Annotated in this window: 22 protein-coding genes; 15 read left to right on the plus strand and 7 right to left on the minus strand. The window is 36.7% G+C overall.

Annotated elements, in window-relative coordinates; all coding sequences use genetic code 11:
• Window positions 1–33: 33 nt before the first annotated feature.
• Window positions 34–624, minus strand: coding sequence for a phosphoribosylglycinamide formyltransferase (purN, locus tag ACFOWM_RS09110; protein WP_379709081.1), 591 nt, complete (start codon window positions 622–624; stop codon window positions 34–36).
• Window positions 624–923 (minus strand): DUF6787 family protein, encoded by a 300-nt coding sequence (locus tag ACFOWM_RS09115; RefSeq protein ID WP_379709083.1) that lies wholly within the window; start codon window positions 921–923, stop codon window positions 624–626. Before ACFOWM_RS09115 ends, purN begins: the two co-directional genes overlap by 1 nt.
• A gap of 247 nt (window positions 924–1,170) precedes the next feature.
• Between ACFOWM_RS09115 and ACFOWM_RS09120 the strand changes: the two genes are divergently transcribed.
• The 14 genes from ACFOWM_RS09120 (at window position 1,171) to ACFOWM_RS09185 (ending at window position 17,479) form a co-directional block, all read left to right on the plus strand.
• Window positions 1,171–2,433: a c-type cytochrome gene (locus ACFOWM_RS09120; RefSeq protein ID WP_379709085.1), complete on the plus strand. Its 1,263-nt coding sequence runs from the start codon at window positions 1,171–1,173 to the stop codon at window positions 2,431–2,433.
• An 82-nt stretch (window positions 2,434–2,515) separates the two neighbouring features.
• Window positions 2,516–5,803 carry a TAT-variant-translocated molybdopterin oxidoreductase gene (locus ACFOWM_RS09125; protein WP_379709087.1) on the plus strand — a complete coding sequence of 1,096 codons (3,288 nt, stop codon included), beginning with the start codon at window positions 2,516–2,518 and terminating at the stop codon, window positions 5,801–5,803.
• Window positions 5,804–5,848: 45 nt separating this feature from the next.
• Complete coding sequence (gene nrfD / locus ACFOWM_RS09130; protein ID WP_379709089.1) at window positions 5,849–7,300, plus strand: NrfD/PsrC family molybdoenzyme membrane anchor subunit; 1,452 nt, start codon at window positions 5,849–5,851, stop codon at window positions 7,298–7,300.
• Window positions 7,301–7,338: 38 nt separating this feature from the next.
• A complete protein-coding gene (locus tag ACFOWM_RS09135; protein ID WP_379709091.1) occupies window positions 7,339–7,926 on the plus strand; it encodes a DUF3341 domain-containing protein in 588 nt (195 codons plus the stop codon).
• Window positions 7,927–7,955: 29 nt separating this feature from the next.
• Window positions 7,956–8,606 (plus strand): c-type cytochrome, encoded by a 651-nt coding sequence (locus ACFOWM_RS09140; protein ID WP_379709093.1) that lies wholly within the window; start codon window positions 7,956–7,958, stop codon window positions 8,604–8,606.
• A gap of 38 nt (window positions 8,607–8,644) precedes the next feature.
• A complete protein-coding gene (locus tag ACFOWM_RS09145) occupies window positions 8,645–9,943 on the plus strand; it encodes a quinol:cytochrome C oxidoreductase (RefSeq protein WP_379709095.1) in 1,299 nt (432 codons plus the stop codon).
• Between the two features lie 112 nt (window positions 9,944–10,055).
• Complete coding sequence (locus ACFOWM_RS09150; RefSeq protein WP_379709097.1) at window positions 10,056–11,120, plus strand: cytochrome c oxidase subunit II; 1,065 nt, start codon at window positions 10,056–10,058, stop codon at window positions 11,118–11,120.
• A gap of 25 nt (window positions 11,121–11,145) precedes the next feature.
• The gene (locus ACFOWM_RS09155) at window positions 11,146–12,963 is read left to right on the plus strand and encodes a cytochrome c oxidase subunit I (protein WP_379709099.1); all 1,818 of its coding nucleotides are present in this window, start codon (window positions 11,146–11,148) and stop codon (window positions 12,961–12,963) included.
• Between the two features lie 65 nt (window positions 12,964–13,028).
• Window positions 13,029–13,949: a heme o synthase gene (gene cyoE, locus ACFOWM_RS09160; protein ID WP_379709101.1), complete on the plus strand. Its 921-nt coding sequence runs from the start codon at window positions 13,029–13,031 to the stop codon at window positions 13,947–13,949.
• 49 nt (window positions 13,950–13,998) lie between these two features.
• Window positions 13,999–14,553, plus strand: a complete 555-nt coding sequence (locus tag ACFOWM_RS09165; RefSeq protein ID WP_379709103.1) for a cytochrome c oxidase subunit 3 — start codon at window positions 13,999–14,001, stop codon at window positions 14,551–14,553.
• Window positions 14,554–14,609: 56 nt separating this feature from the next.
• A complete protein-coding gene (locus tag ACFOWM_RS09170; protein ID WP_379709105.1) occupies window positions 14,610–15,497 on the plus strand; it encodes a cytochrome c oxidase subunit 3 in 888 nt (295 codons plus the stop codon).
• Window positions 15,498–15,549: 52 nt separating this feature from the next.
• A complete protein-coding gene (locus tag ACFOWM_RS09175; RefSeq protein ID WP_379709107.1) occupies window positions 15,550–15,972 on the plus strand; it encodes a cytochrome C oxidase subunit IV family protein in 423 nt (140 codons plus the stop codon).
• 134 nt (window positions 15,973–16,106) lie between these two features.
• Entirely contained in the window at window positions 16,107–16,895 is a 789-nt protein-coding gene (locus ACFOWM_RS09180) for an SCO family protein (protein ID WP_379709109.1), read from the plus strand.
• The gene (locus ACFOWM_RS09185; protein WP_379709111.1) at window positions 16,895–17,479 is read left to right on the plus strand and encodes a DUF420 domain-containing protein; all 585 of its coding nucleotides are present in this window, start codon (window positions 16,895–16,897) and stop codon (window positions 17,477–17,479) included. Before ACFOWM_RS09180 ends, ACFOWM_RS09185 begins: the two co-directional genes overlap by 1 nt.
• Window positions 17,480–17,481: 2 nt before the next feature.
• Here ACFOWM_RS09185 and ACFOWM_RS09190 read toward each other — a convergent pair whose 3' ends face one another.
• Genes ACFOWM_RS09190 through trmB form a run of 4 tightly spaced genes read right to left on the minus strand, consistent with a single transcriptional unit; the run spans window position 17,482 to window position 19,547 of the window.
• Window positions 17,482–18,204: a hypothetical protein gene (locus ACFOWM_RS09190; RefSeq protein ID WP_379709113.1), complete on the minus strand. Its 723-nt coding sequence runs from the start codon at window positions 18,202–18,204 to the stop codon at window positions 17,482–17,484.
• Window positions 18,205–18,235: 31 nt separating this feature from the next.
• Complete coding sequence (locus ACFOWM_RS09195; protein WP_379709115.1) at window positions 18,236–18,619, minus strand: MGMT family protein; 384 nt, start codon at window positions 18,617–18,619, stop codon at window positions 18,236–18,238.
• Window positions 18,620–18,628: 9 nt separating this feature from the next.
• The gene (locus ACFOWM_RS09200; protein WP_379709117.1) at window positions 18,629–18,844 is read right to left on the minus strand and encodes a DUF5522 domain-containing protein; all 216 of its coding nucleotides are present in this window, start codon (window positions 18,842–18,844) and stop codon (window positions 18,629–18,631) included.
• Complete coding sequence (gene trmB, locus ACFOWM_RS09205) at window positions 18,828–19,547, minus strand: tRNA (guanosine(46)-N7)-methyltransferase TrmB (protein ID WP_379709119.1); 720 nt, start codon at window positions 19,545–19,547, stop codon at window positions 18,828–18,830. Before trmB ends, ACFOWM_RS09200 begins: the two co-directional genes overlap by 17 nt.
• Before the next feature lie 388 nt (window positions 19,548–19,935).
• Here trmB and ACFOWM_RS09210 point away from each other — a divergent pair, with 388 nt between their 5' ends.
• On the plus strand, window positions 19,936–20,409 hold the full coding sequence (locus ACFOWM_RS09210; RefSeq protein ID WP_379709121.1) for an Lrp/AsnC ligand binding domain-containing protein: 474 nt from the start codon (window positions 19,936–19,938) through the stop codon (window positions 20,407–20,409).
• A 3-nt stretch (window positions 20,410–20,412) separates the two neighbouring features.
• Here ACFOWM_RS09210 and ACFOWM_RS09215 read toward each other — a convergent pair whose 3' ends face one another.
• The gene (locus ACFOWM_RS09215) at window positions 20,413–20,673 is read right to left on the minus strand and encodes a hypothetical protein (protein ID WP_379709123.1); all 261 of its coding nucleotides are present in this window, start codon (window positions 20,671–20,673) and stop codon (window positions 20,413–20,415) included.
• Window positions 20,674–20,762 lie beyond the last annotated feature (89 nt).

Consider the following 20,762-nt stretch of genomic DNA (forward strand, 5'->3'; position numbering starts at 1 on the left):
GTCGCAAATAGATATACTGTTGCTATTTTAACGTCATTTTTGCGATTGTAACACTTGTGCTATTGTTTTTGTAAACCATTGGTGTTCTAGTTGGTGTATTTTTTGGGCCAAGCTATCGGGGGTATCCGTTGCTTCTACTGCACAAGTAGCTTGAAATATTATAGCACCATGGTCGTACACTTCATCTACATAATGTATGGTAATGCCGCTTTGTTGTTCACCAGCTGCAATAACAGCCTCATGCACCTTTGTGCCGTACATGCCCGGTCCGCCGTAGGCTGGTAACAAGGCTGGGTGAATATTTATAATTTGTTGGGGAAAAGCATGGGTTATTGCAGCTGGTATTTTCTTTAAATAACCTGCTAGTACAATAAAATCAATATTATATTGCTCTAAAACAGTTTGGTAAATGTCGGTTTGGGCGGCTTCGTCTTTCTTTTTAAGGTTGATAATGGCAACGGGTATATTGTTAGCATGAGCAATGTTTATTACACCTGCGTTTTCATTATTGGTAATTATTACGGCAACGTTAGCCTCTTGTGGTGTAATATATTGGTGTAAGGTTTTGATGATAACCGCTGCATTGCTACCAGCACCGCTTGCAAATAGGGCAATATTGATCATTATTGGGGCTGCTGTTTTTTAGATGAACCGGATATTTTGGTAAACATTTTATGTAGGTAATTTTTAAAAAATTTAAATTGACCAAGCGGTATGCTAACTAAAATTACAGCTACGGGCCATAATATAGTAACGATAATAACGTATAAAATAACCCACAGCAACCCTTTATCAAGCGGTGTTAGCGCCAATATTTTTCTGCCAGCATAGCCACAAAGGCTACCTCCTACTGCAAAAGTGGCTATTATGAGTAGGAGTTGTAATGCACTAACCCCCCATTTTGATTGCAGTTTTTTTAACATGTGGCAAAAATCTAATAAAATTTTTGAATAGCTGTAGCTGCTTTAAATTTTATTTTTTAATCACTTACATTTTTATGACAATCAATTATTGTACGGTGGGCTGTTTAGTCATTTCTCGTTGAAAATCATTTAAAAAAAATAAAAAAATGTTGATAGTTTGTCAATATCCTGTCTTATTTTTGCAAAGGGTTTCATTATTTTCCACAAAAAAACCCGGCTTAATTGTATGATTCGCTATAAAAAATTCATGTATCGGTTTGTTGCAAGCCTTATTATCATTGCGTTTGTTTCGAATAATAATGCGTTTGCTCAAGGGGAAGGAGAGGCTATTTTTAAAGCCCAGTGTGCTAACTGTCATAAGCCTGATCAAGATTATACCGGGCCGGCATTAAAAGGTGCAAGGGATCGTGAACCATCGAAAGATTGGGTGTACAAGTGGGTGGCTAACCCATCGGGCATGATTGCTTCTGATGCCTATGCAAAAGGTTTGGCTGAAAAATGGAAGCCGACCATTATGACCGCTTTCCCCAATTTAAAGAAAGCTGAAATTGATGCTATTTTAGACTATTGTGATGCATATAAAGCACCCGAACCTACTTCAGGCAAGCCTGGTGCAGTAGGTGCTCCGGAAGATAGCAACAGTTCTTTAATGTTTGGTATTTTAACTTTGATTTTAGCTATTGTTGCATTTATATTATTACAAGTAAATAGTAACCTCCGCAAATTATCTGACGATAAAGAAGGTGTGTTGAGAGGCGAACCAGTACCTTTTTATAGAAACAAAACCTATTTAATGTCGGCGGTTTTGTTATTGTTTGGTTTGGGTGGTTATTATACTATTAACGGTGCAATGGGTTTAGGTAGAATGCAAAACTACCAACCAGAGCAGCCTATTTATTACTCTCACAAAGTACATGCTGGAACTAACCAAATTAGTTGTTTATACTGCCATGGTGGTGCACAAGATAGTAAATCGGGTAGCATACCATCGGTGAACGTTTGTATGAACTGTCACATGTCTATTAAAGAATACAAAGGTGAAGCCATTGTAAAAGAAGATGGTACACAAGTGAATGGTACTGCAGAAATTCAAAAACTATATGCTTACGCCGGTTGGAACCCAGAAACCAAGGCATATAACCCAGATAACAATGGTGACGGTGCTCCAGATGGTTCTCGTCCGATTGAGTGGGTAAAAATTCACAACTTACCTGACCACGTATACTTCAACCATAGCCAACACATTAAAGTAGGTAAGCAACAATGTCAAACCTGCCATGGCAATATTCAAGAAATGCCAGAAGTGTATCAGTTTTCTGATTTAAGTATGGGATGGTGTATTAACTGTCACAGAGAATCAAAAGTTGATTTTTACAACAAGGCAGATAGCACTGGTAACAAATTTTACAGCATTTACGAAAAGTTCCATACAGATTTAAAGAACAAGAAAATGGACAGCGTAACGGTTGAAAAAATTGGTGGTACTGAGTGTCAAAAATGTCACTATTAATCACAACGCATATCAACAAACTCGGGTTGTTATAACCCTTGTTTAAAGCAGGTTTAAATTTTTCGAATTTTCAAATTGTAATATGAGTAATAAGTTGTACTGGCAAAATTTTGGAGACCTTACCAACTCTGACAGATTTAAACAATCAGCAGAAAAAGAGTTTCAAGAAGAATTGCTACCGATAGAAGATCTTGACGGAAAAGGATTATTGGACGCTAAAACGCCGAGAAGAGATTTCTTAAAATATCTAGGTTTTAGTACAGCTGCGGCTGCAATTGCTGCAAGTTGTGAAATGCCGGTACGTAAAGCGGTACCTTATTTACAAAGACCAGATAATGTTATTTTAGGTGTACCTAATTATTATGCTTCTACTTATGTAAATGGTGGCGATGCTATCAGTGTAGTAGTAAAGCAAAGAGATGGTCGTCCTATTAAAATAGAGGGGAACGAATTATCAACTTTATCACAAGGCGCTACTAGTGCACAAGCACAAGCATCTGTGTTAGATTTATATGATCCTACACGTTTACGTCATCCTTTACAAAAGTCGGGCAACGATTTTAAAGAAGTTACTAGTTTTGAAAGCTTCGATAAAATGATTGCTGAAGCAATGGCTGGTGTAGCTGGTAAACCTGTGGTATTACTTACATCAACCGTTCACTCTCCTTCTACATTACAATTAATTACTGAGTTTTTAGCGAAATACCCTGGTAGCCGTCACGTACAGTACGATGCCGTAAGTTACAGTGGTATGTTGTTAGCGAACGAAGCCACTTATGGTAAAAAAGCGTTACCATCTTATCATTTTGATAAGGCAAAAGCTATTGTTAGTTTAGGTGCTGATTTTTTAGGTACTTGGTTAAATGGTGCCATTTACAGCAAGCAATATGCAGCTAACAAAAAAGTAAACGGAAAAAATCCAGAATTAAATCGTCACATACAATTCGAAAGCATTATGAGCTTAACGGGTAGTAATGCTGATGATCGTTATACACATAAACCATCTGAAACAGGCGCTGTTGCTTTAGCTATTTTAGCAAAGTTAAATGGCGGTGCTGCTAGTGGTTTAAAAGATGCTCGTTTATTAAAAGGTATTGACCAAGCAGCGGCTTTATTAGCAGCTAACAAAGGCAATGCTTTGGTAGTAAGCGGTAGCAACGATGTTAATGTACAAATTATAGTAAACGCTATTAACGAAGCGATTGGTGCCAATGGTACTACCATTAATTGGGCGGCTACAACCAATACCCGTAAAGGTATTGATGCCGAAATGGTACAACTAACCAACGAAATGAGCAGCGGTGCAATTGGTGCCGTACTTATTGCTGATTGTAACCCTGTTTATAGTTATTTTGATGGTGCTAAGTTTGCACAAGCATTATCAAAAGTACCTGTAAGTGTTTCATTCAATGGCACATTAGATGAAACAGCTGAAAACTGTAAATACATTTTACCAACACACCATTGGTTAGAAAGTTGGGGTGATGCTGAGCCTGTAACGGGTCATGTTAGTATGATTCAGCCAATCATTAACCCATTATTCAAAACTCGTCCTTACCAATCATCATTAATTAAATGGGCTGGTTTAGCAGCAGTTACTACCCCTGCGGTTGCAGTGGTTGATAGCACCAAATCGCCTGCGCCAGCTAACTCAATGTCGGTACCTGCAACACCAGCAAGTACTGATGCTTACGAAAATTATTTCAAAGCATATTGGTCAGCTAAATTAAACAGCACCAATTTATGGGATAAGGCTTTGCAAGATGGTGTGATAGAAACTGCCACTACACCAGCAGCAGCTACATTTAACAGCGCAGCAGTTGCAGATGCTACAAGCAAAATTGCTGCAATAAAAGGTGCTGAATTTGAAGTGGTATTGTATCAAAAAATAGGTGTTGGCACAGGTGCGCAAGCCAACAACCCTTGGTTACAAGAGTTGCCTGATCCTATTTCAAAAGTAACATGGGATAACTATGCATTAATTGGCCCAGCAATGGCTAAAGCAATGTTTGGTTTTGATGTTACCAATCCTAATAAAAAAGATGCTGATAAATATGAGGTTTTCCCAGAAAAACCAGTAATGAAAATTACGGTTAATGGAAAATCGTTAGAATTACCTGCTTTGATTGTGCCGGGTATGAACAACGCAACCATTGGTATTGCTGTTGGTTATGGTAGAACCAGTGCTAATACTGATGCTGCTGTAAACCTTGAGCGTATTGGTAGAGCAGCGTACGGTGCAGGTAAAAATGCATATCCTTTAGCACAATTTAATGGTACTACTATTAGTTATGGCGTAAATGCAACAGCGGTTAAAACCGATGCTACTTATGCTTTAGCACAAACACAGGTGCATGCTTTTACTGAAGGGCGCCCTGTATTTTACGAAACTAATTTAACGAGCTACCGTAAAGACCCTACTGCGTTGTTAGCAGAATTAAGGGAAGAGCTTGAAGGTATTACGCCAGAAGGTAAAACAGATTTTGAAAGAGATGCTACTATTTACCCACAATATGACCGTCCGGGCGTTAAATGGGGTATGAGCATTGATTTAAATACATGTACAGGTTGTAGTGCTTGTGTAGTGGCTTGTAATGCAGAAAACAACGTGAGTGTTGTAGGTAAAATACAAGTACAAAGAGCACACGAAATGCACTGGTTGCGTATTGACCGTTACTTTACGGGTGATTTAGAAAACCCAGATGTGGTATTTCAGCCAATGATGTGCCAACACTGCGACAACGCTCCTTGTGAAAACGTTTGTCCGGTAGCAGCTACAAACCATAGTAGTGAAGGTTTAAACCAAATGACTTATAACCGTTGTATTGGTACAAGGTATTGTGCAAACAACTGTCCGTATAAAGTTCGTCGTTTCAACTGGTTAGATTATAACGGATCTGATAGTTTTAGCGACAACCAACAACCACTTATTGGCGTTGATACCAATGAAGTTATTGCTCAAATGAATGATGACTTAACAAGAATGGTATTAAACCCTGATGTTACTGTACGTGGTAGAGGTGTTATTGAAAAATGTTCTTTCTGTGTACAACGTTTACAGGATAGCAAGTTAGAAGCTAAAAAACAACAAGATCCTTCATTGGTTCGTAATGTAAAAGTAGCTTGTGCACAGGCTTGTCCTACCAACGCCATTAGCTTCGGTAACGTAAACGATAAAGAAAGTGATGTTTACAAAATCAGACACGTAGATCAGGTTAACCGTAATTTCTATGTATTAGAGCAATTACACGTTTTACCGAATGTGAGCTACTTGGCTAAAGTACGTAATACGGATAGGTTGGTAAACAACGGCCATGAAGAAGAGCACCATGAAGCAGGTGCAAAAAAAGAGGAAAAAGCAACTGCATAATTAGAAAGAAGAAAAATAAATTATAAGGCTTAAGCTGAAAAATATATGTCACTACTCAAATACGAATCGCAACAAAGGGAACCGCTGGTAGATGGTAACAAAGATTACCATCAAGTAACGGAAGATATCATCAGCCCTATTGAAATGAAGCCGAGTAAGCTTTGGTATATTGGTTTTTACATCAGTGTAGCATTGCTCATGTTTGGTGTATACAGCATCTACAGAGAGGTTACTTATGGTATTGGCCAATGGAACTTAAATAAAACCATCGGTTGGGGTTGGGATATTACCAACTTCGTATGGTGGGTAGGTATTGGTCATGCTGGTACACTTATTTCTGCAATTTTATTATTATTCCGCCAAGGTTGGAGAACGGGTGTAAACCGTGCAGCAGAGGCGATGACGATTTTTGCGGTAATATGTGCTGGTCAGTTTCCAATATGGCACATGGGTCGTGTGTGGATGGCGTTCTTCGTATTGCCTTACCCAAACACAAGAGGTCCGTTATGGGTGAATTTTAACTCACCATTGTTATGGGACGTATTTGCTATTTCAACTTATTTCACAGTATCATTATTATTCTGGTATTCTGGTTTGTTGCCAGATTTTGCAACGGTAAGAGACAGGGCAAAAACCAAGTTCCGTAAAATGATGTACGGTATGGCTGCTTTTGGTTGGACAGGTAGTACCAAACACTGGCAACGCCATGAATCATTATCATTGGTATTAGCAGGTTTAAGTACACCATTGGTATTATCAGTACACACCATTGTATCTTTTGACTTTGCAACATCAGTAGTACCAGGTTGGCACACCACCATCTTCCCTCCTTACTTCGTAGCAGGGGCTATTTTTTCTGGTTTTGCAATGGTACAAACCCTTTTAATTATTGTAAGAAAAGTATTAAACCTACAAGATTATATTACAATTGGTCACATTGAAGCGATGAACAAGGTAATTGTATTAACGGGTAGTATTGTAGGTATCGCTTATTTAACGGAGTTGTTTATTGCTTGGTATGGCCAAAACCCTTACGAGTTAGCAGCTTTCTTTGAAAACAGGGGTAATATATTTAGCCCATATGGTTGGAGTTATTACTTAATGATGTTCTGTAACGTGGTATCGCCGCAGTTATTCTGGAGCAAGAAGTTGAGAAGAAATATTACGGTTACTTTCTTTATGAGTATCATCGTAAACATTGGTATGTGGTATGAGCGTTTCGTAATTATTGTAACATCGGTTTACAGAGATTTCTTACCATCGAGCTGGAGTACTTACTACAGCCCAAGTATCTATGAAATTGGTTTCTACTTAGGTACTTTTGGTTTGTTCTTTACTTGTTTCTTCTTATTTGCGAAATACTTCCCAGTTATTGCGGTAGCCGAAATCAAATCTATCTTAAAAACAAGTGGTGAAAACTACAAAGTAAAAATGAGTGATATTGAAAAGGCAGACGCAGAGAAGTTTTACATTGAAGAAGTAGAACATGCACACTAATAAAAGCACAATATTTACAATAGTTATTAATTAATTATATGAGCGGAATTAAAAAATTTGTGGTAGGTTCTTTTGATGATGAAGCAGTGCTTTTTCCTGCGGTAAAAAACGTAAGAAAGGCAGGCTACAAAATTCATGATGTGTACACACCATTTCCGGTGCATGGTTTAGATCATGCAATGGGTTTAAGAGAAACAAGCTTGCACACAGCAGGGTTTATTTATGCCATTACAGGTACAACTACAGCGTTGAGTTTCATTAGCTGGGTGTTTACAAAAGATTGGCCTTTAAACGTTGGTGGTAAGCCGCATTTTGCATTGCCAGCTTGGATACCTATTACATTTGAATTAACCGTTTTATTTTCTGCGGTTGGTATGGTATTAACCTTTTGTTACTTATGTCAATTAGCGCCATTTGTTAAAAAGCATCACTTTAGCCCAAGAGCAACTGATGATCATTTTGTAATGGCTATTGAGTGTACAGAAAAAACCAACCAAAGCGAAGTAGAAAGTTTTTTACAGAAAGCAGGTGCTTTAGATGTAAATGTACAAACTGCTGAAAGTGGCTGGTGGATAGGTCGCTACGACAGAGAGCAAAAATTGTACAGAGAAGAACTTGGGTATTAATTGATTAATGCATTAATGAAAATTGATAAATGAAAAAGCTGAATTTTATAGTAACCATATTGGTAGTAGCTACGGTTGTTTTTGCAAGCTGCGATAGCAAGCGCCAACCGGGTAAAATATATATGCCAGATATGGCGTACAGTCGTGCCTACGAAAGCTATGGCGGTAGAGATACCACCAAGTTTACTACCATTGAAAGTAAAAGAGGTGGTAACGTAATATTTTATAACAATATACCACCGCATGGTACTATTAAAAGAGGTGAATTGTTTCCATACACCATCCCAAATGATAGTGCAGGTTATAAATTGAGTGCTTCAGTAAAAAATCCGTATGATAGTATTCCAATGAGCAAAAAAGATATGGAAGAAGCAGGTAGGTTATACAATATTAACTGTGCTATTTGCCATGGTGCAAAGGGTGTTGCTAATGGCCCAATAGCAACCGGCGGTTATGTAGGTGGTGTGGCAAACTTAACTGCAGATGCTTATGTTAAAATGACGGACGGTACCATGTTTCACTCTATAACTTATGGTAGAGGTGTAATGGGAAGTTATGCATCGCAAGTATCAAGACAACAACGTTGGATGATTATTAAATACATTAGAACATTACAACCAAAACCTGAAGCAGCAGCGGCGCCTGCAGCAAAGGATTCAACAGCAGCAAAGAAAATCTAACAACATAAAACCAAGGTATTTACACAAATTAATTTTCGATGAATCACAACACATTTCAATTACCGGCAAGCTATAAAAAATGGACATGGGGACTGATTGTAGCAGGTTTACTTGCCGTACTTTATGGTTTTATAATGTATCATCCATTTACACACCCTGTACATGGCGAAGGTGCTCATGGCGCTGCTGGCCACGAAAGTGTTGCTAGTACACGTTTTTGGGCAGTATTGTTGCAAAACAGTGTGTATTGGTTATTAACAGTTAACGCCTCTATGTTTTTTATATGCGTAACTACCTTAGCAATGGGTGGTTGGCAAGTGGCTTTGCGTAGGGTGCCAGAAGCGATTTCAAGTGTAGTGCCTATTTTAGGTTTGATCACTTTTGTAATATTATTGGCAATTGTTTATGGTGGCCGTACTGATATTTACCATTGGTTAGATGCTAGTTTATACGACAAAAGCTCAGAACATTTTGATAAAATATTGAATGGTAAAAAAGGTTTTTTAAACCCTACTTTCTTTATAGTTTGGTCGGCTCTTTCTATCGGCTTATGGTCTTTATTGGGTGCTAAATTGCGTTCATTAAGTTTAAAGTCAGACGAAACAGGTCCGATGGACATTGTACAAGCTAAAAAGTGGATTGATACCAACTTTACTTACGCATCGTACTATGTAGTGTTTTTTGGTTTAACCGTAGCATCAACGGTGCCTTGGTTATGGTTAATGAGTATTGATGCTCATTGGTATAGTACCATGTACAGTTGGTATACCTTTGCTAGTACGTTTGTATCTGGCTTATCATTAATGGCAATTTTCATCATCTTCTTAAAAAATAGAGGCCAACTTGAATATGTTACCGAAGAGCATTTGCACGACGTTGGTAAATTCATGTTTGCATTCTCTGTATTTTGGACGTATTTATGGTTTAGCCAATATATGTTGATTTGGTATAGTAACCAACCAGAAGAAACCAGGTATTTTGTGGCACGTTTGGGCACTGCAACACAAGCTGGTCCGTACAAAGGCATTTTCTTTTTTAACTTAATAGTGAACTTCTTAGCACCGTTATTGATATTAATGCGTAAGGGTTCAAAAAGAAATTGGACGGTGGTGACTTTTGTGGGTGTGTTAATCATTTTTGGTCACTGGATAGATTTTTATCAAATGGTTATGCCGGGCACTTTGCATGAAAATGCAGAATTAATGCCTTTTGAATTTGGTGTGGCTTGCCTATTTATAGGTATCATTATGTGGGGTGTGGGTCGCTTTTTCACAAAGCACTCCCTAATTGCGAAAAATCATCCTTTCTTGAAAGAAAGTATGATACACCATACGTAATTTTATCGTAGATTTTAATGAGGAGGTCGTCCTCAAAAAAGTAAATTATCGCTGCAATCACAAGTATTTACAGCGTACAAATAAGTGAAGAAAGCTAAAAATTGAGATACAAATGAAAGAGTTATTTTTATTAGCGATTGTTGCCATGGTTTTTGTAGTAATTTTTCAAATTGCAAAAGCCAGTGAGTATGTTAGTGTATTAAAAGGAGAAGAAAAAACTCGTAAGCAAAACAACAAAATCAACGGTTTTATGTTGATAGCCTTTTTGGTATTGGGCCTTATAGGTGTGTATGTTTGTAACGAATGGTATTTCAATAAAACCTTGTTTCCACAAGGTTCAGCTTCTGTTGAAGGTGAAAAAATTGATTTCATGTTATACCTTACCATTGGTGTAACTGGGTTGGTATTTGTAATTACACAAATATTATTATTTTGGTTTGCGTACAAGTATCAGGAAAAAGATGGTAGAAAAGCTTACTTTTTTCCGCATGATAATAAATTAGAATTATTGTGGACAACTGTACCAGCTATTTTCTTAACTGTATTGGTTGTTTTTGGTTTGATTAACTGGTTTAAAATGACGGGTGAGCCACCAGCCAATGCAATAACAGTTGAAATTACAGGTCACCAATTTGCATGGGAAATGCGCTACCCTGGTAAAGACGGTATTTTAGGTAAAAAGAAATACACCAATTATAATAAACCATCTGGAAACACCTTAGGCGTTGATTTTGAAGATGTGAATAGTTTAGATGATATTCATACACAAGAGATGCACTTGCCAGTTGGTGTTCCTGTTAAGTTGGTTATTGGTGCACAAGACGTTATACATGATGTAGGTTTGGTACATTTTAGAATGAAGATGGATGCAGTACCGGGTATTCCTACCACTTTATGGTTTACACCAAAGTACACTACTGAAGAAATGAAAGTACGTACAGGTAACCCTAATTTCACCTATGAAATTAGTTGTGATCAAATGTGTGGACAAGGGCATTTTTCAATGAGGGGTATTATTGTAGTTGAAACTCCTGAAAAGTATAAACAATGGTTAGCATCTCAAAAACCAGAGTACTATACTTTGTTTCCTGATAAGGCGCCAAAAGACCCTAACGCAGCACCTGCAACCACCGATACAGCAAAAGCTTTAGCATCAGTATTACCAGCAAAAAAATAATTAAAAGATATAAAAATTCAATAAAATGAGCAGTGTAGTAACAATTAATGAGGCATCAGTAGGGCAGTCAATACAACACGGTGCACATCATGATGAACACCACCATGAACATCATCAGTCGTTTATTGCTAAATACGTATTTAGTCAAGATCATAAAACGATTGCAAAACAATTTTTAGTAACCGGTATCATTTGGGCTTTTATTGGAGGTTTATTCTCTGTAATTTTCCGTTTACAATTAGGTTACCCACAAAGTACTTTCCCTTGGTTAGAAGATTTGTTAGGCCATTGGGCAAAAGGCGGTAAAATACAACCTGAGTTTTATTATGCATTGGTAACCATGCATGGTACCATTTTGGTGTTTTTTGTATTAACTGCAGGTTTAAGTGGTACTTTCTCAAACTTTTTAATTCCATTACAAATTGGTGCAAGGGATATGGCTTCGCCGTTACTAAACTGCTTAAGCTATTGGTTCTTTTTCTTGGCATCAATCGTAATGTTGTCATCATTATTTGTACAAACGGGTCCTGCAAGTGGTGGTTGGACAATATATCCGCCATTAAGTGCCTTGGGTGATGCATCATCAGGTAGTAAAATTGGTATGGATTTATGGTTGGTGAGTATGGCTTTCTTTATTGTATCATCTTTATTAGGAGGTTTAAACTACATTACCACCGTATTAAACATGCGTACCAAAGGTATGAGCATGACGAGAATGCCTTTGACTATTTGGGCGTTCTTCTTCACTGCGGTATTAGGTGTATTATCATTCCCTGTATTATTATCAGGTGCTATTTTATTATTATTTGACAGAAACTTAGGTACCAGCTTCTTCTTAAGCGATATTGTTGTAGCAGGTAAAGTATTACCAAACGAAGGTGGTAGTGCAATTTTGTTCCAGCATTTATTCTGGTTCTTAGGTCACCCAGAGGTTTACATTATTTTGTTACCAGCAATGGGTATGTCTTCAGAAATATTATCTGTAAACAGTCGTAAGCCAATTTTTGGTTACATGGCCATGGTAGGTTCTATGTTTGCGATTACAATTTTGGCATTCTTAGTATGGGCGCATCACATGTTTGTAACAGGTTTAAATCCTTTCTTAGGAGCGTTCTTCGTACTATTAACATTGTTAATTGCGGTACCATCTGCTATTAAAGTGTTTAACTGGTTAACAACATTATGGAGAGGTAATATTCGCTTTACACCAGCAATGTTGTTTGCTATTGGTTTTGTAAGCTTATTTATTAGTGGTGGTTTAACAGGTATCTTCTTAGGTAACTCAGCGTTAGATATTCACTTACACGATACTTATTTTGTAATTGCCCATTTCCACATTGTAATGGGGGTTGCATCATTCTTTGGTTTATTTGCTGGTGTTTACCACTGGTATCCAAAAATGTTTGGTAGGTATATGAACAATACCTTATCATATATTCACTTTTGGATCACTATTATTGGCGCTTACTGTATCTTCTGGCCAATGCACTACGAAGGTTTGGCAGGTATGCCACGTCGTTATTATGATTTCTCAAACTGGGAATCATTCAAAATGTTTGGTGGTTTAAACGAGTTCATCAGTTTCGTTTCAATGGTAGTATTTGCAGCGCAAATATTATTCATCATCAACTTCTTCTACAGTATTTGGAAAGGTAGAAAAGTAACCACGATGAACCCTTGGAATGCGAATACATTAGAGTGGACAACACCTATTCGTCCGGGTCATGGTAACTGGGTTGGTGAAATACCAGAAGTACACCGTTGGCCATACGATTACTCAAAAGATGGTAAAGATTTTATTATGCAAGATGTACCAGTTGGTGCAGATGAGAGTAAACATTAATATTTGCTGGATACCATTAGCTGATCGCTAATAAGAGTTTAGCAGCAGCTAAAAGAAGTTTTACAATGGCACAGCAACAACAAACACCCATTGCCAATTCAACCAGTTTTGCGTTGGCAAGCAAAATGAAAGATTACTTTCAGCTCATAAAATTCACATTGAGTTTTATGGTGGTGTTTAGTACAGTGGTGAGTTATTTAATAGCGCCTTACGAGGCGGTGTATGCAAGGCATACTTTACTATCAGTTCTTTTACTTTTTGTAGCAGGTTTATGTATTACAGGTTCAGCCAATACCATTAACCAAGCTTTGGAAAAAGACACAGATGCGATGATGAAACGCACCGCAACGAGGCCTATCGCTAGTGGTAGAATGAGCGTTACTGAAGCATACACTTTTGCATTTATTACAGGTGCATTAGGTGTAGGTATGATGTGGTACTTTTTCAATTTCAATAGCGCCATGGTTGGCTTGGCTAGTTTGTTTATTTATGGGTTTATTTATACGCCTTTAAAAAAAGTAAACTCCATTGCTGTGTTGGTAGGTGCTTTACCTGGCGCTTTACCTTGCTTAATTGGTTGGGTAGCTGCTACTGATAATTTTAGTGTGGGTGGCTGGGTGTTATTTGGTATTCAGTTTTTATGGCAGTTCCCTCATTTTTGGGCCATTGCATGGTTAGCGCATGAAGATTACAGTAAAGCTGGTTTTAAATTACTACCCAGTGATAAAGGACCTACAAAATTTACCGCTGTGCAAACAATTATGTACAGTGCCATGATGATTCCTATAGGAGTGTTACCCTATTATTTTCACATGTGTGGTTTGGTAAGTATGTGGATTGTGTTAGCTTGTAATGTTTGGATGGTATTGATGAGTATAGTGTTGTTTTTGAAAATGGACAAACCATCTGCCAGAAAAGTAATGTTTAGTTCTTATTTCTATTTGATGATTGTTTTTTTGAGCCTATGGGCTGATAAAATCAAATAGATGATATTTTATAATTAGTTAGTGCTGTTAAGCTATGAATACCGTGGTAATGGAAAAGAAACGATCAAAAATACATCCGCATAAGTTTACCTTGTGGGTGGGTATTGCAAGTATTTTAATGATGTTTGCCGGTTTAACCAGTGCTTACATTGTTAAGCGCAACCAAGCCAATTGGCAATCGTTCAATTTGCCTGTTGCCTTTTGGTATAGTACAGCAGTAATGGTAGCAAGTAGCGCTACATTAATGTTGGCATTGAAAGCATTTAAGGAAAGGGCTATGAGCAAATACCGCTCATTAATGGCTGCGACTTTGGTTTTGGGTGTTGCTTTTATTGCATTACAGGTAATTGGGTTTCAACAGTTGTGGAAAATTGGTATAACGTTACAAGCCAATGTTTCTTACTCGTTCTTATACATTATTGTTGGTTTACATGCGTTGCACGTTATTGGAGGTGTTATTGCCTTAATAGTGATGAGTTTGCAAGCATTTAGAACCAGTGTGAGGAGTTATAGTGTAGTGCCAGTTGAGTTAATGAGTACGTATTGGCATTTTGTGGATATATTGTGGTTGTATTTATTAGTGTTTTTGTTGATGATTCGATAAAAGCCTCAAAAAAGCGTTTTATTTAAGTTTTATATTTATTCGGAAATCAGAATTTTATGTCTACAACAGCTATACCGGCAGGTACAAAATGGTGGAGTGGTGGTAAAAGCCCATTCAACGCCAGTTATGGAAAAGTAATGATGTGGTACTTTTTAATGAGTGATGCTTTCACTTTTGGGGCATTTCTTATTAGTTATGGTACCATTCGTTTTAGTGTGAACGATTGGGCAGATCCTAACAAGGTCTTCAACTCTTTCCCATTTGCTGGTCATGCCAATTTACCGCTTGCATTTGTGAGTTTAATGACGTTTATCCTCATCTTCAGTTCTGTAACCATGGTATTAGCCGTTCACGAAGGGCACCATATGAACAGAAAAGGTGTTGAAAAATACATGATTTTAACCATTTTAGGTGGTTTGGCCTTTTTAGGTTGTCAAGCTTGGGAGTGGACGCATTTATTAACAGGCGAACATGTGGCATTGTTAAATGATGGTACTTTATCAATAATGCCTACCACAGCAAGTGCAAACCCTTGGGGTTTACCGCTTGATCACGAAGCCATGATAGCGGCTTTACAAAAAACACCTCATGAGCAATTGGTAAAAATTGCCGCAACGGTTCACCACGGTGGCGCTGAAGCTGCTCATGTTGCAGGTGCACATGCGGTATCGCATAATGATTTGGTAAATCAAATTGCAAATTCTGGCATCCATATCAACCATGTTGGTCGCCCTGCATTTGGTAGCTACTTCTTTGGTATTACAGGTTTCCACGGTTTCCACGTATTGAGTGGTGTTGTTATTAATATTGTAATGTACATTAAAACCAAATTGGGTCATTTTGATCAAAGAGGTCATTATGAAATGATTGAAAAAGCAGGTTTATACTGGCACTTTGTGGATTTAGTATGGGTGTTTGTATTCTTGTGCTTCTATTTGGTATAATTTATATTCCCACTATATAAAACGTTTTTGAATTCTAAAAAATAATATTATTATGAGTCAACATACTATCTCACCAGAAATTTCTCACCCTCCAGTACACTCTGAAGGCACTGGTAGAATTTGGAAAGTATTTTGGGTATTATCAGCTTTAACAATTGTAGAACTTGCGTTGGGTTACTTTTTATATGCAAAGGCAGATTCAATGTCGCATGTAGCTGTATTAAGTACTAAAATCGTTATTGGTGTATTAACGGTATTAAAGGCGTATTATATTGTTTCAGTTTTCATGCACTTAGGTGATGAAATTAGAAACATGATTATGACGATTACTGTGCCATTGGTGTTATTTATTTGGTTTATTATCGCCTTTTTGTGGGATGGTAATAGCTGGAAAAATTTAAGAAATACCAATGCTGGTAGTAGACCAAGTATTGAAAAAGTACAAACGCCGGTAAAACAAGGCGCTAAGGATTAATTTTCTAATTAAGAAAAATATTGAACCACCACCTTTTTAGGGGTGGTTTTTTTATGATTTAAACATATTTAAACAGCCGCAGCGGTTATCTTTGCAGCGTAATACTGCACAAGTGTTACATAAAAATTTAAGCAGTGAATAAAAAAGGATTTCTGGCACTTTTACTAGCGATTATGTTACCGTTAACCGGTTATTGGTTGGTAAAATTTTACAGTAGCGATGCTGTGCATATGCCACATAAGTACTTTTATGATAGTGTAAACACCGTCACTAAAAATGGTAAAATAATAAATGATACCGTTTGGCATCAATTGCGTAACATTCAATTTACCAATCAATTAGGTAAAAAAGTATCGTTAGATGATTTGAAAGGGAAAATATTGGTCGTGGATTTCTTCTTTACATCTTGCCCGAGTATTTGTCCTGGCTTGGCTCGTAATATGAAACGACTACAAAATTCGTATACCAAAAACGATACGATTGTACAATTTTTATCAATTAGCATCGACCCAACAAGAGACAGTGTGCCTAAATTAAGGGCATTTGCTGATAAGTACAACGCCAACCATGATAGTTGGTGGTTTGTAACAGGCGATAAAGCTGATATTTATGATTTTGCCATTAAAGAAATGAAGGCAAGCATTGCCGATGTGGGTGCAGATACGGCCTTTCCTCATACAGAAAATTTCTTTTTGGTTGATACCAATAGGGTCATACGAGGGTGGTACAATGGTTTTGATACCGTAAAATTGGCCCAGTTGGCGAAAGATATACCAACCATTATGTTGGAACGGAATCGTAAATCACCTTCTGTTTTTAGAGATTTTATACCCATTTTACCAGTAATATTCGTTGGCATAGGTATCATTATGTTGGTAATGGGCTTATTAAACCGCAATAGAAAATTAAAAAAACCATATTAATGTTACAACCATCACTTGTAAAAAACGATAAAAAGGCCCAACAGCTTATTTGGGCCGTATCAATTGTTGTATTTGCGGCAGTTGTATTTTTAAGTAAGTACAAACTAGAAGTTGATTTACCATTTAACGTGCATATTTTCGCAACAGTTAATGCCATAATTAATTCGCTGGTGGCTGTATTGTTACTTGCAGGATTGTTTACTGCAAAATCACACAATTATGCTGTGCATAAAAAGATCATGTTGGCAGCCATAGCATTATCTGTATTATTTTTATTAAGTTATATAGCCCACCACTTATTGGCAGGCGACACAAAATATGGTGATATTGACCATAACGGTATATTAACCATTGATGAAAAAGCACAAGCAGGTACTATAAGAATCGTATATTATTTACTATTGTTAACACATATACCTTTAGCTGCAATTATTTTACCTTTTATATTATTTACAGCTTACAGGGCATTAACTGGTGAGTATGAAAAACATAAAAAACTGGTACGAATTACCTGGCCGGTATGGTTTTTTGTAGCCGTAAGTGGTGTAGTGGTATACTTAATGATATCACCCTATTATAACTAAACCTACTCTTCAGTTACAATAGCTTTTTCAACTGCAATTTTATTTTTACCTAAGTGTGTTATTTGTACGGGTATTATTGTACCAATAGCAATATTATCTTCAAAAGGCAGTTTTGCTTGTATATCATCAACAATTGTTACATAAATACTGTGTGGTGTTATTTTAACAACTGGCGCTTCTACAATGGTTTTTGATTTGAATAATTTTACAGTTGTTTCAAACGCAGGTATGTATTTGTTATTAAATAATGAAGCGGTAATTTTTTCTTTTTTGTGCAGGTTTTCAAGCGAAAAAAATACTTGTTCGTTTAATTCATTTTCAGCTGGTTTTATTTGCCAGTTTGAAAATGGTACAGGAAAAAACAAATAGCTGTCAATTTCTTTTACAAAGTATTGGTCATCTACCATTTTCAAATAACCAATAAATTTATTTTGAATGGTTGCTTTGTTAACCAAAACATCCAAAGCATTGTTGTATAAAAATTCGAGCTGGGTGGCAACCATTCTATCGCCTCTGTCAGATAATTTTACAATAAAACTCACAACATCGCCCATCATAAAATGATGTACTTTTTTGATAACACCTTTCGCTTTTAATTGTTTTTGAATAGCTTCATCTATCGATGCCCTTACAGTTTTCTTCTTATTTCCTTCTTCATAATCAATCATGGCATATTTTTTTTCATGATTAATGAAAGAGATGGTTCCCTGCGTAAGTTGACTCATAAATTGATATTTTTATTTGAAAGATGGTTAATTAAAGGCCTAAAACTATCGAAGGATCCCAAAAATGTTGATTGAAATCTACAATTACATCATCTTTCACTATAATTTTTTCTTTTTCTAATAATTCTTTCATTAATGTAGGTGTGGCAAAATGGTGTTTGCCAGTGAGCATGCCATTTCTATTTACTACACGGTGTGCTGGTACTTTTGGGTGTTGTTGGTGTGCTGCGTTCATAGCCCAACCCACCATTCTTGCAGAAAGTTTTGTACCTAAGTAAGCCGCAATTGCACCATAAGTGGTTACTCGGCCTTTGGGTATTTGTCTTACAACGGCATACACATCTTCAAAAAAAGTAAAGCTGTCTTTTTTTGAAGATACTGCTTTTAATTGTTTATCGGCTTGTTTATTCGGCATATTATATCATTATGGAGTGTTTTCGTTGCCATATTTTAGTATAGGTGGTCGCTCCTTTAATAATTGCGATTTATGTGGTTCCGCAACGTTTTCATATAAATAAGGACAATGTGTACACCCTTTGCCACAGCAACGACCTCTTTTTAAATGATAAGTTGAGGTTAACACCACCAACCTTCGCTCATCATAGTAATAATCAATACCTTCTTTAAACTGTTGGCTCATTTTCTTTCGCTGCTAATGCTATTAATTCAAGTTGAAGTGCTTCATCAATATTTTCAATTACTGGAGGAAGTTGAAATTTTAAATAATGTATTTTTTTACTCTGGGCAATATCTAAACTTTCGTAATGGGTTTTAATTTTCAAGGCTTCAGAAATAGCAACGTTTTTATAAGCATCGTCCATGTCATTCAATAAAATTAGCCCATATCTTTCGATAACTAGCTTGGTAAACTCATATAATTTAGGAGAATCTGTTTTTAAATGAATAACACCATCTTTCGGTAAAATTTGTTGGTATTGACGTAAAAAACGAGGGTGGGTCAATCTTTTTTTTGCTTTTGATACCCTCAGTTGAGGGTCTGGAAAAGTAATCCATATTTCATTTACCTCACCTTCTTTAAAATAATCTGCAATTTTTTCAATAGGTGTTCTTAAAAAAGCAGCATTATTGAGGGGCATTTCTAAAGCTTTTTTAGCACCAATGTACATACGGTTGCCTTTAATATCAACCCCAATAAAATTTTGATGTGGGTATAACTGGGCCAAACCAACGGTATATTCACCCCTACCGCAAGCTAATTCTAAAATAATGGGGTTATTGTTGTTAAAATGTGCATGCCATTGGCCTTGCATATTTGTGGGAAGCTCTAAAACATTTGAAAATGATTTAATTTGAGCAAATCGAAAAAGTTTTTTTTGTGCCATTGCTGCAAAGATAAACGTTCATTATCATCAGTGTTAATAGCTGGCATAAAAAAGCCCTTAACAAAGTAAGGGCTTAAAGCTGTAGGGGGAGGGGTCGAACCTCCACGAGGCAGTTAGCTAAAGTACAAAGTTCGGTGGTCGACCCCGACCGCATTGCTGCGGCTCTATACTTCGTTTATCCTGTGATCCTCACCCTCGAGACAAGAGGGTATGTCTGCCAAAAATTTCATCACCCCACAGTATGTTCCGACCTTTATCGGCTGTTTGATGATACAAAGATAAGGTAAACTCTATTTCGTTGAATATATTTTAAGCTTTATTTTGAAAATATAGATGTTGTTTAAATATTTTGTATATTTGGTTTACAAAAATTAAAATCACTGCTTATATGAGTGTAAAATTAAATACGGATAAATTAGATTTACAAATTATCAACGCCATGATGAATGATGCAGAAATTTCTTATGCAGAATTAGGCAAGAAATTGTTTGTAAGTGCAGGTACTATTCATGTGCGTATAAAGAAGCTGCAAGAAATGAATATTATTTCAGGTACCCGTATGAATGTAAATGTAAAGTTATTGGGTTACGACTGTACCGCTTTTGTTGGTATTTATTTAGAAAAGAGTTCGTTGTATGATGTTGTGGCAAAGGAACTAAAGAAAATACCCGAAATTGTTCGTTTGAACTACATTACCGGTAGTTATAGTATGTTTTTAGAGGTCGTTTGTAAAGATATTGCCCAGTTACGCCGAGTATTGCACGATGAGCTGCAAAAAATTAAAGGGATTGAAAGAACCGAAACCTTTATATCGTTAGAAGAAGGCTTTAGTAGAACCTTAGTGGTGGTTGATCCTGAATAAATATTAATAAACTTCTCTATTCAAATATTCTTTTAGCGCCGCTTGGTATACAGATTTGCTGTCGCCGTACCTTTTTACGTAATCTAGGCGTAAGATGGGATTGCTGTTTATTGTTTTAGCATAAGCAACGGCTTCTGCAAAACGACTTCTTTTACCCAATTGTGAATCACTTGGCACCACATTACTCATATCTGGATACTTGCTAATAACGGTTTTATCACCGTATTGCTTAATAACGATATCTCCTACCTTCGATTTTTGCATACCTGTTTTACAATTATTACAAAATTATTGTATAAAGTATATAGGTTGATAGCTTTCCATCCTTCGTTATGCACAATTTGTTCATGCTG

The sequence above is a fragment of the Ferruginibacter yonginensis genome (genome assembly GCF_042651465.1).
Classification (GTDB): domain Bacteria; phylum Bacteroidota; class Bacteroidia; order Chitinophagales; family Chitinophagaceae; genus Ferruginibacter; species Ferruginibacter yonginensis.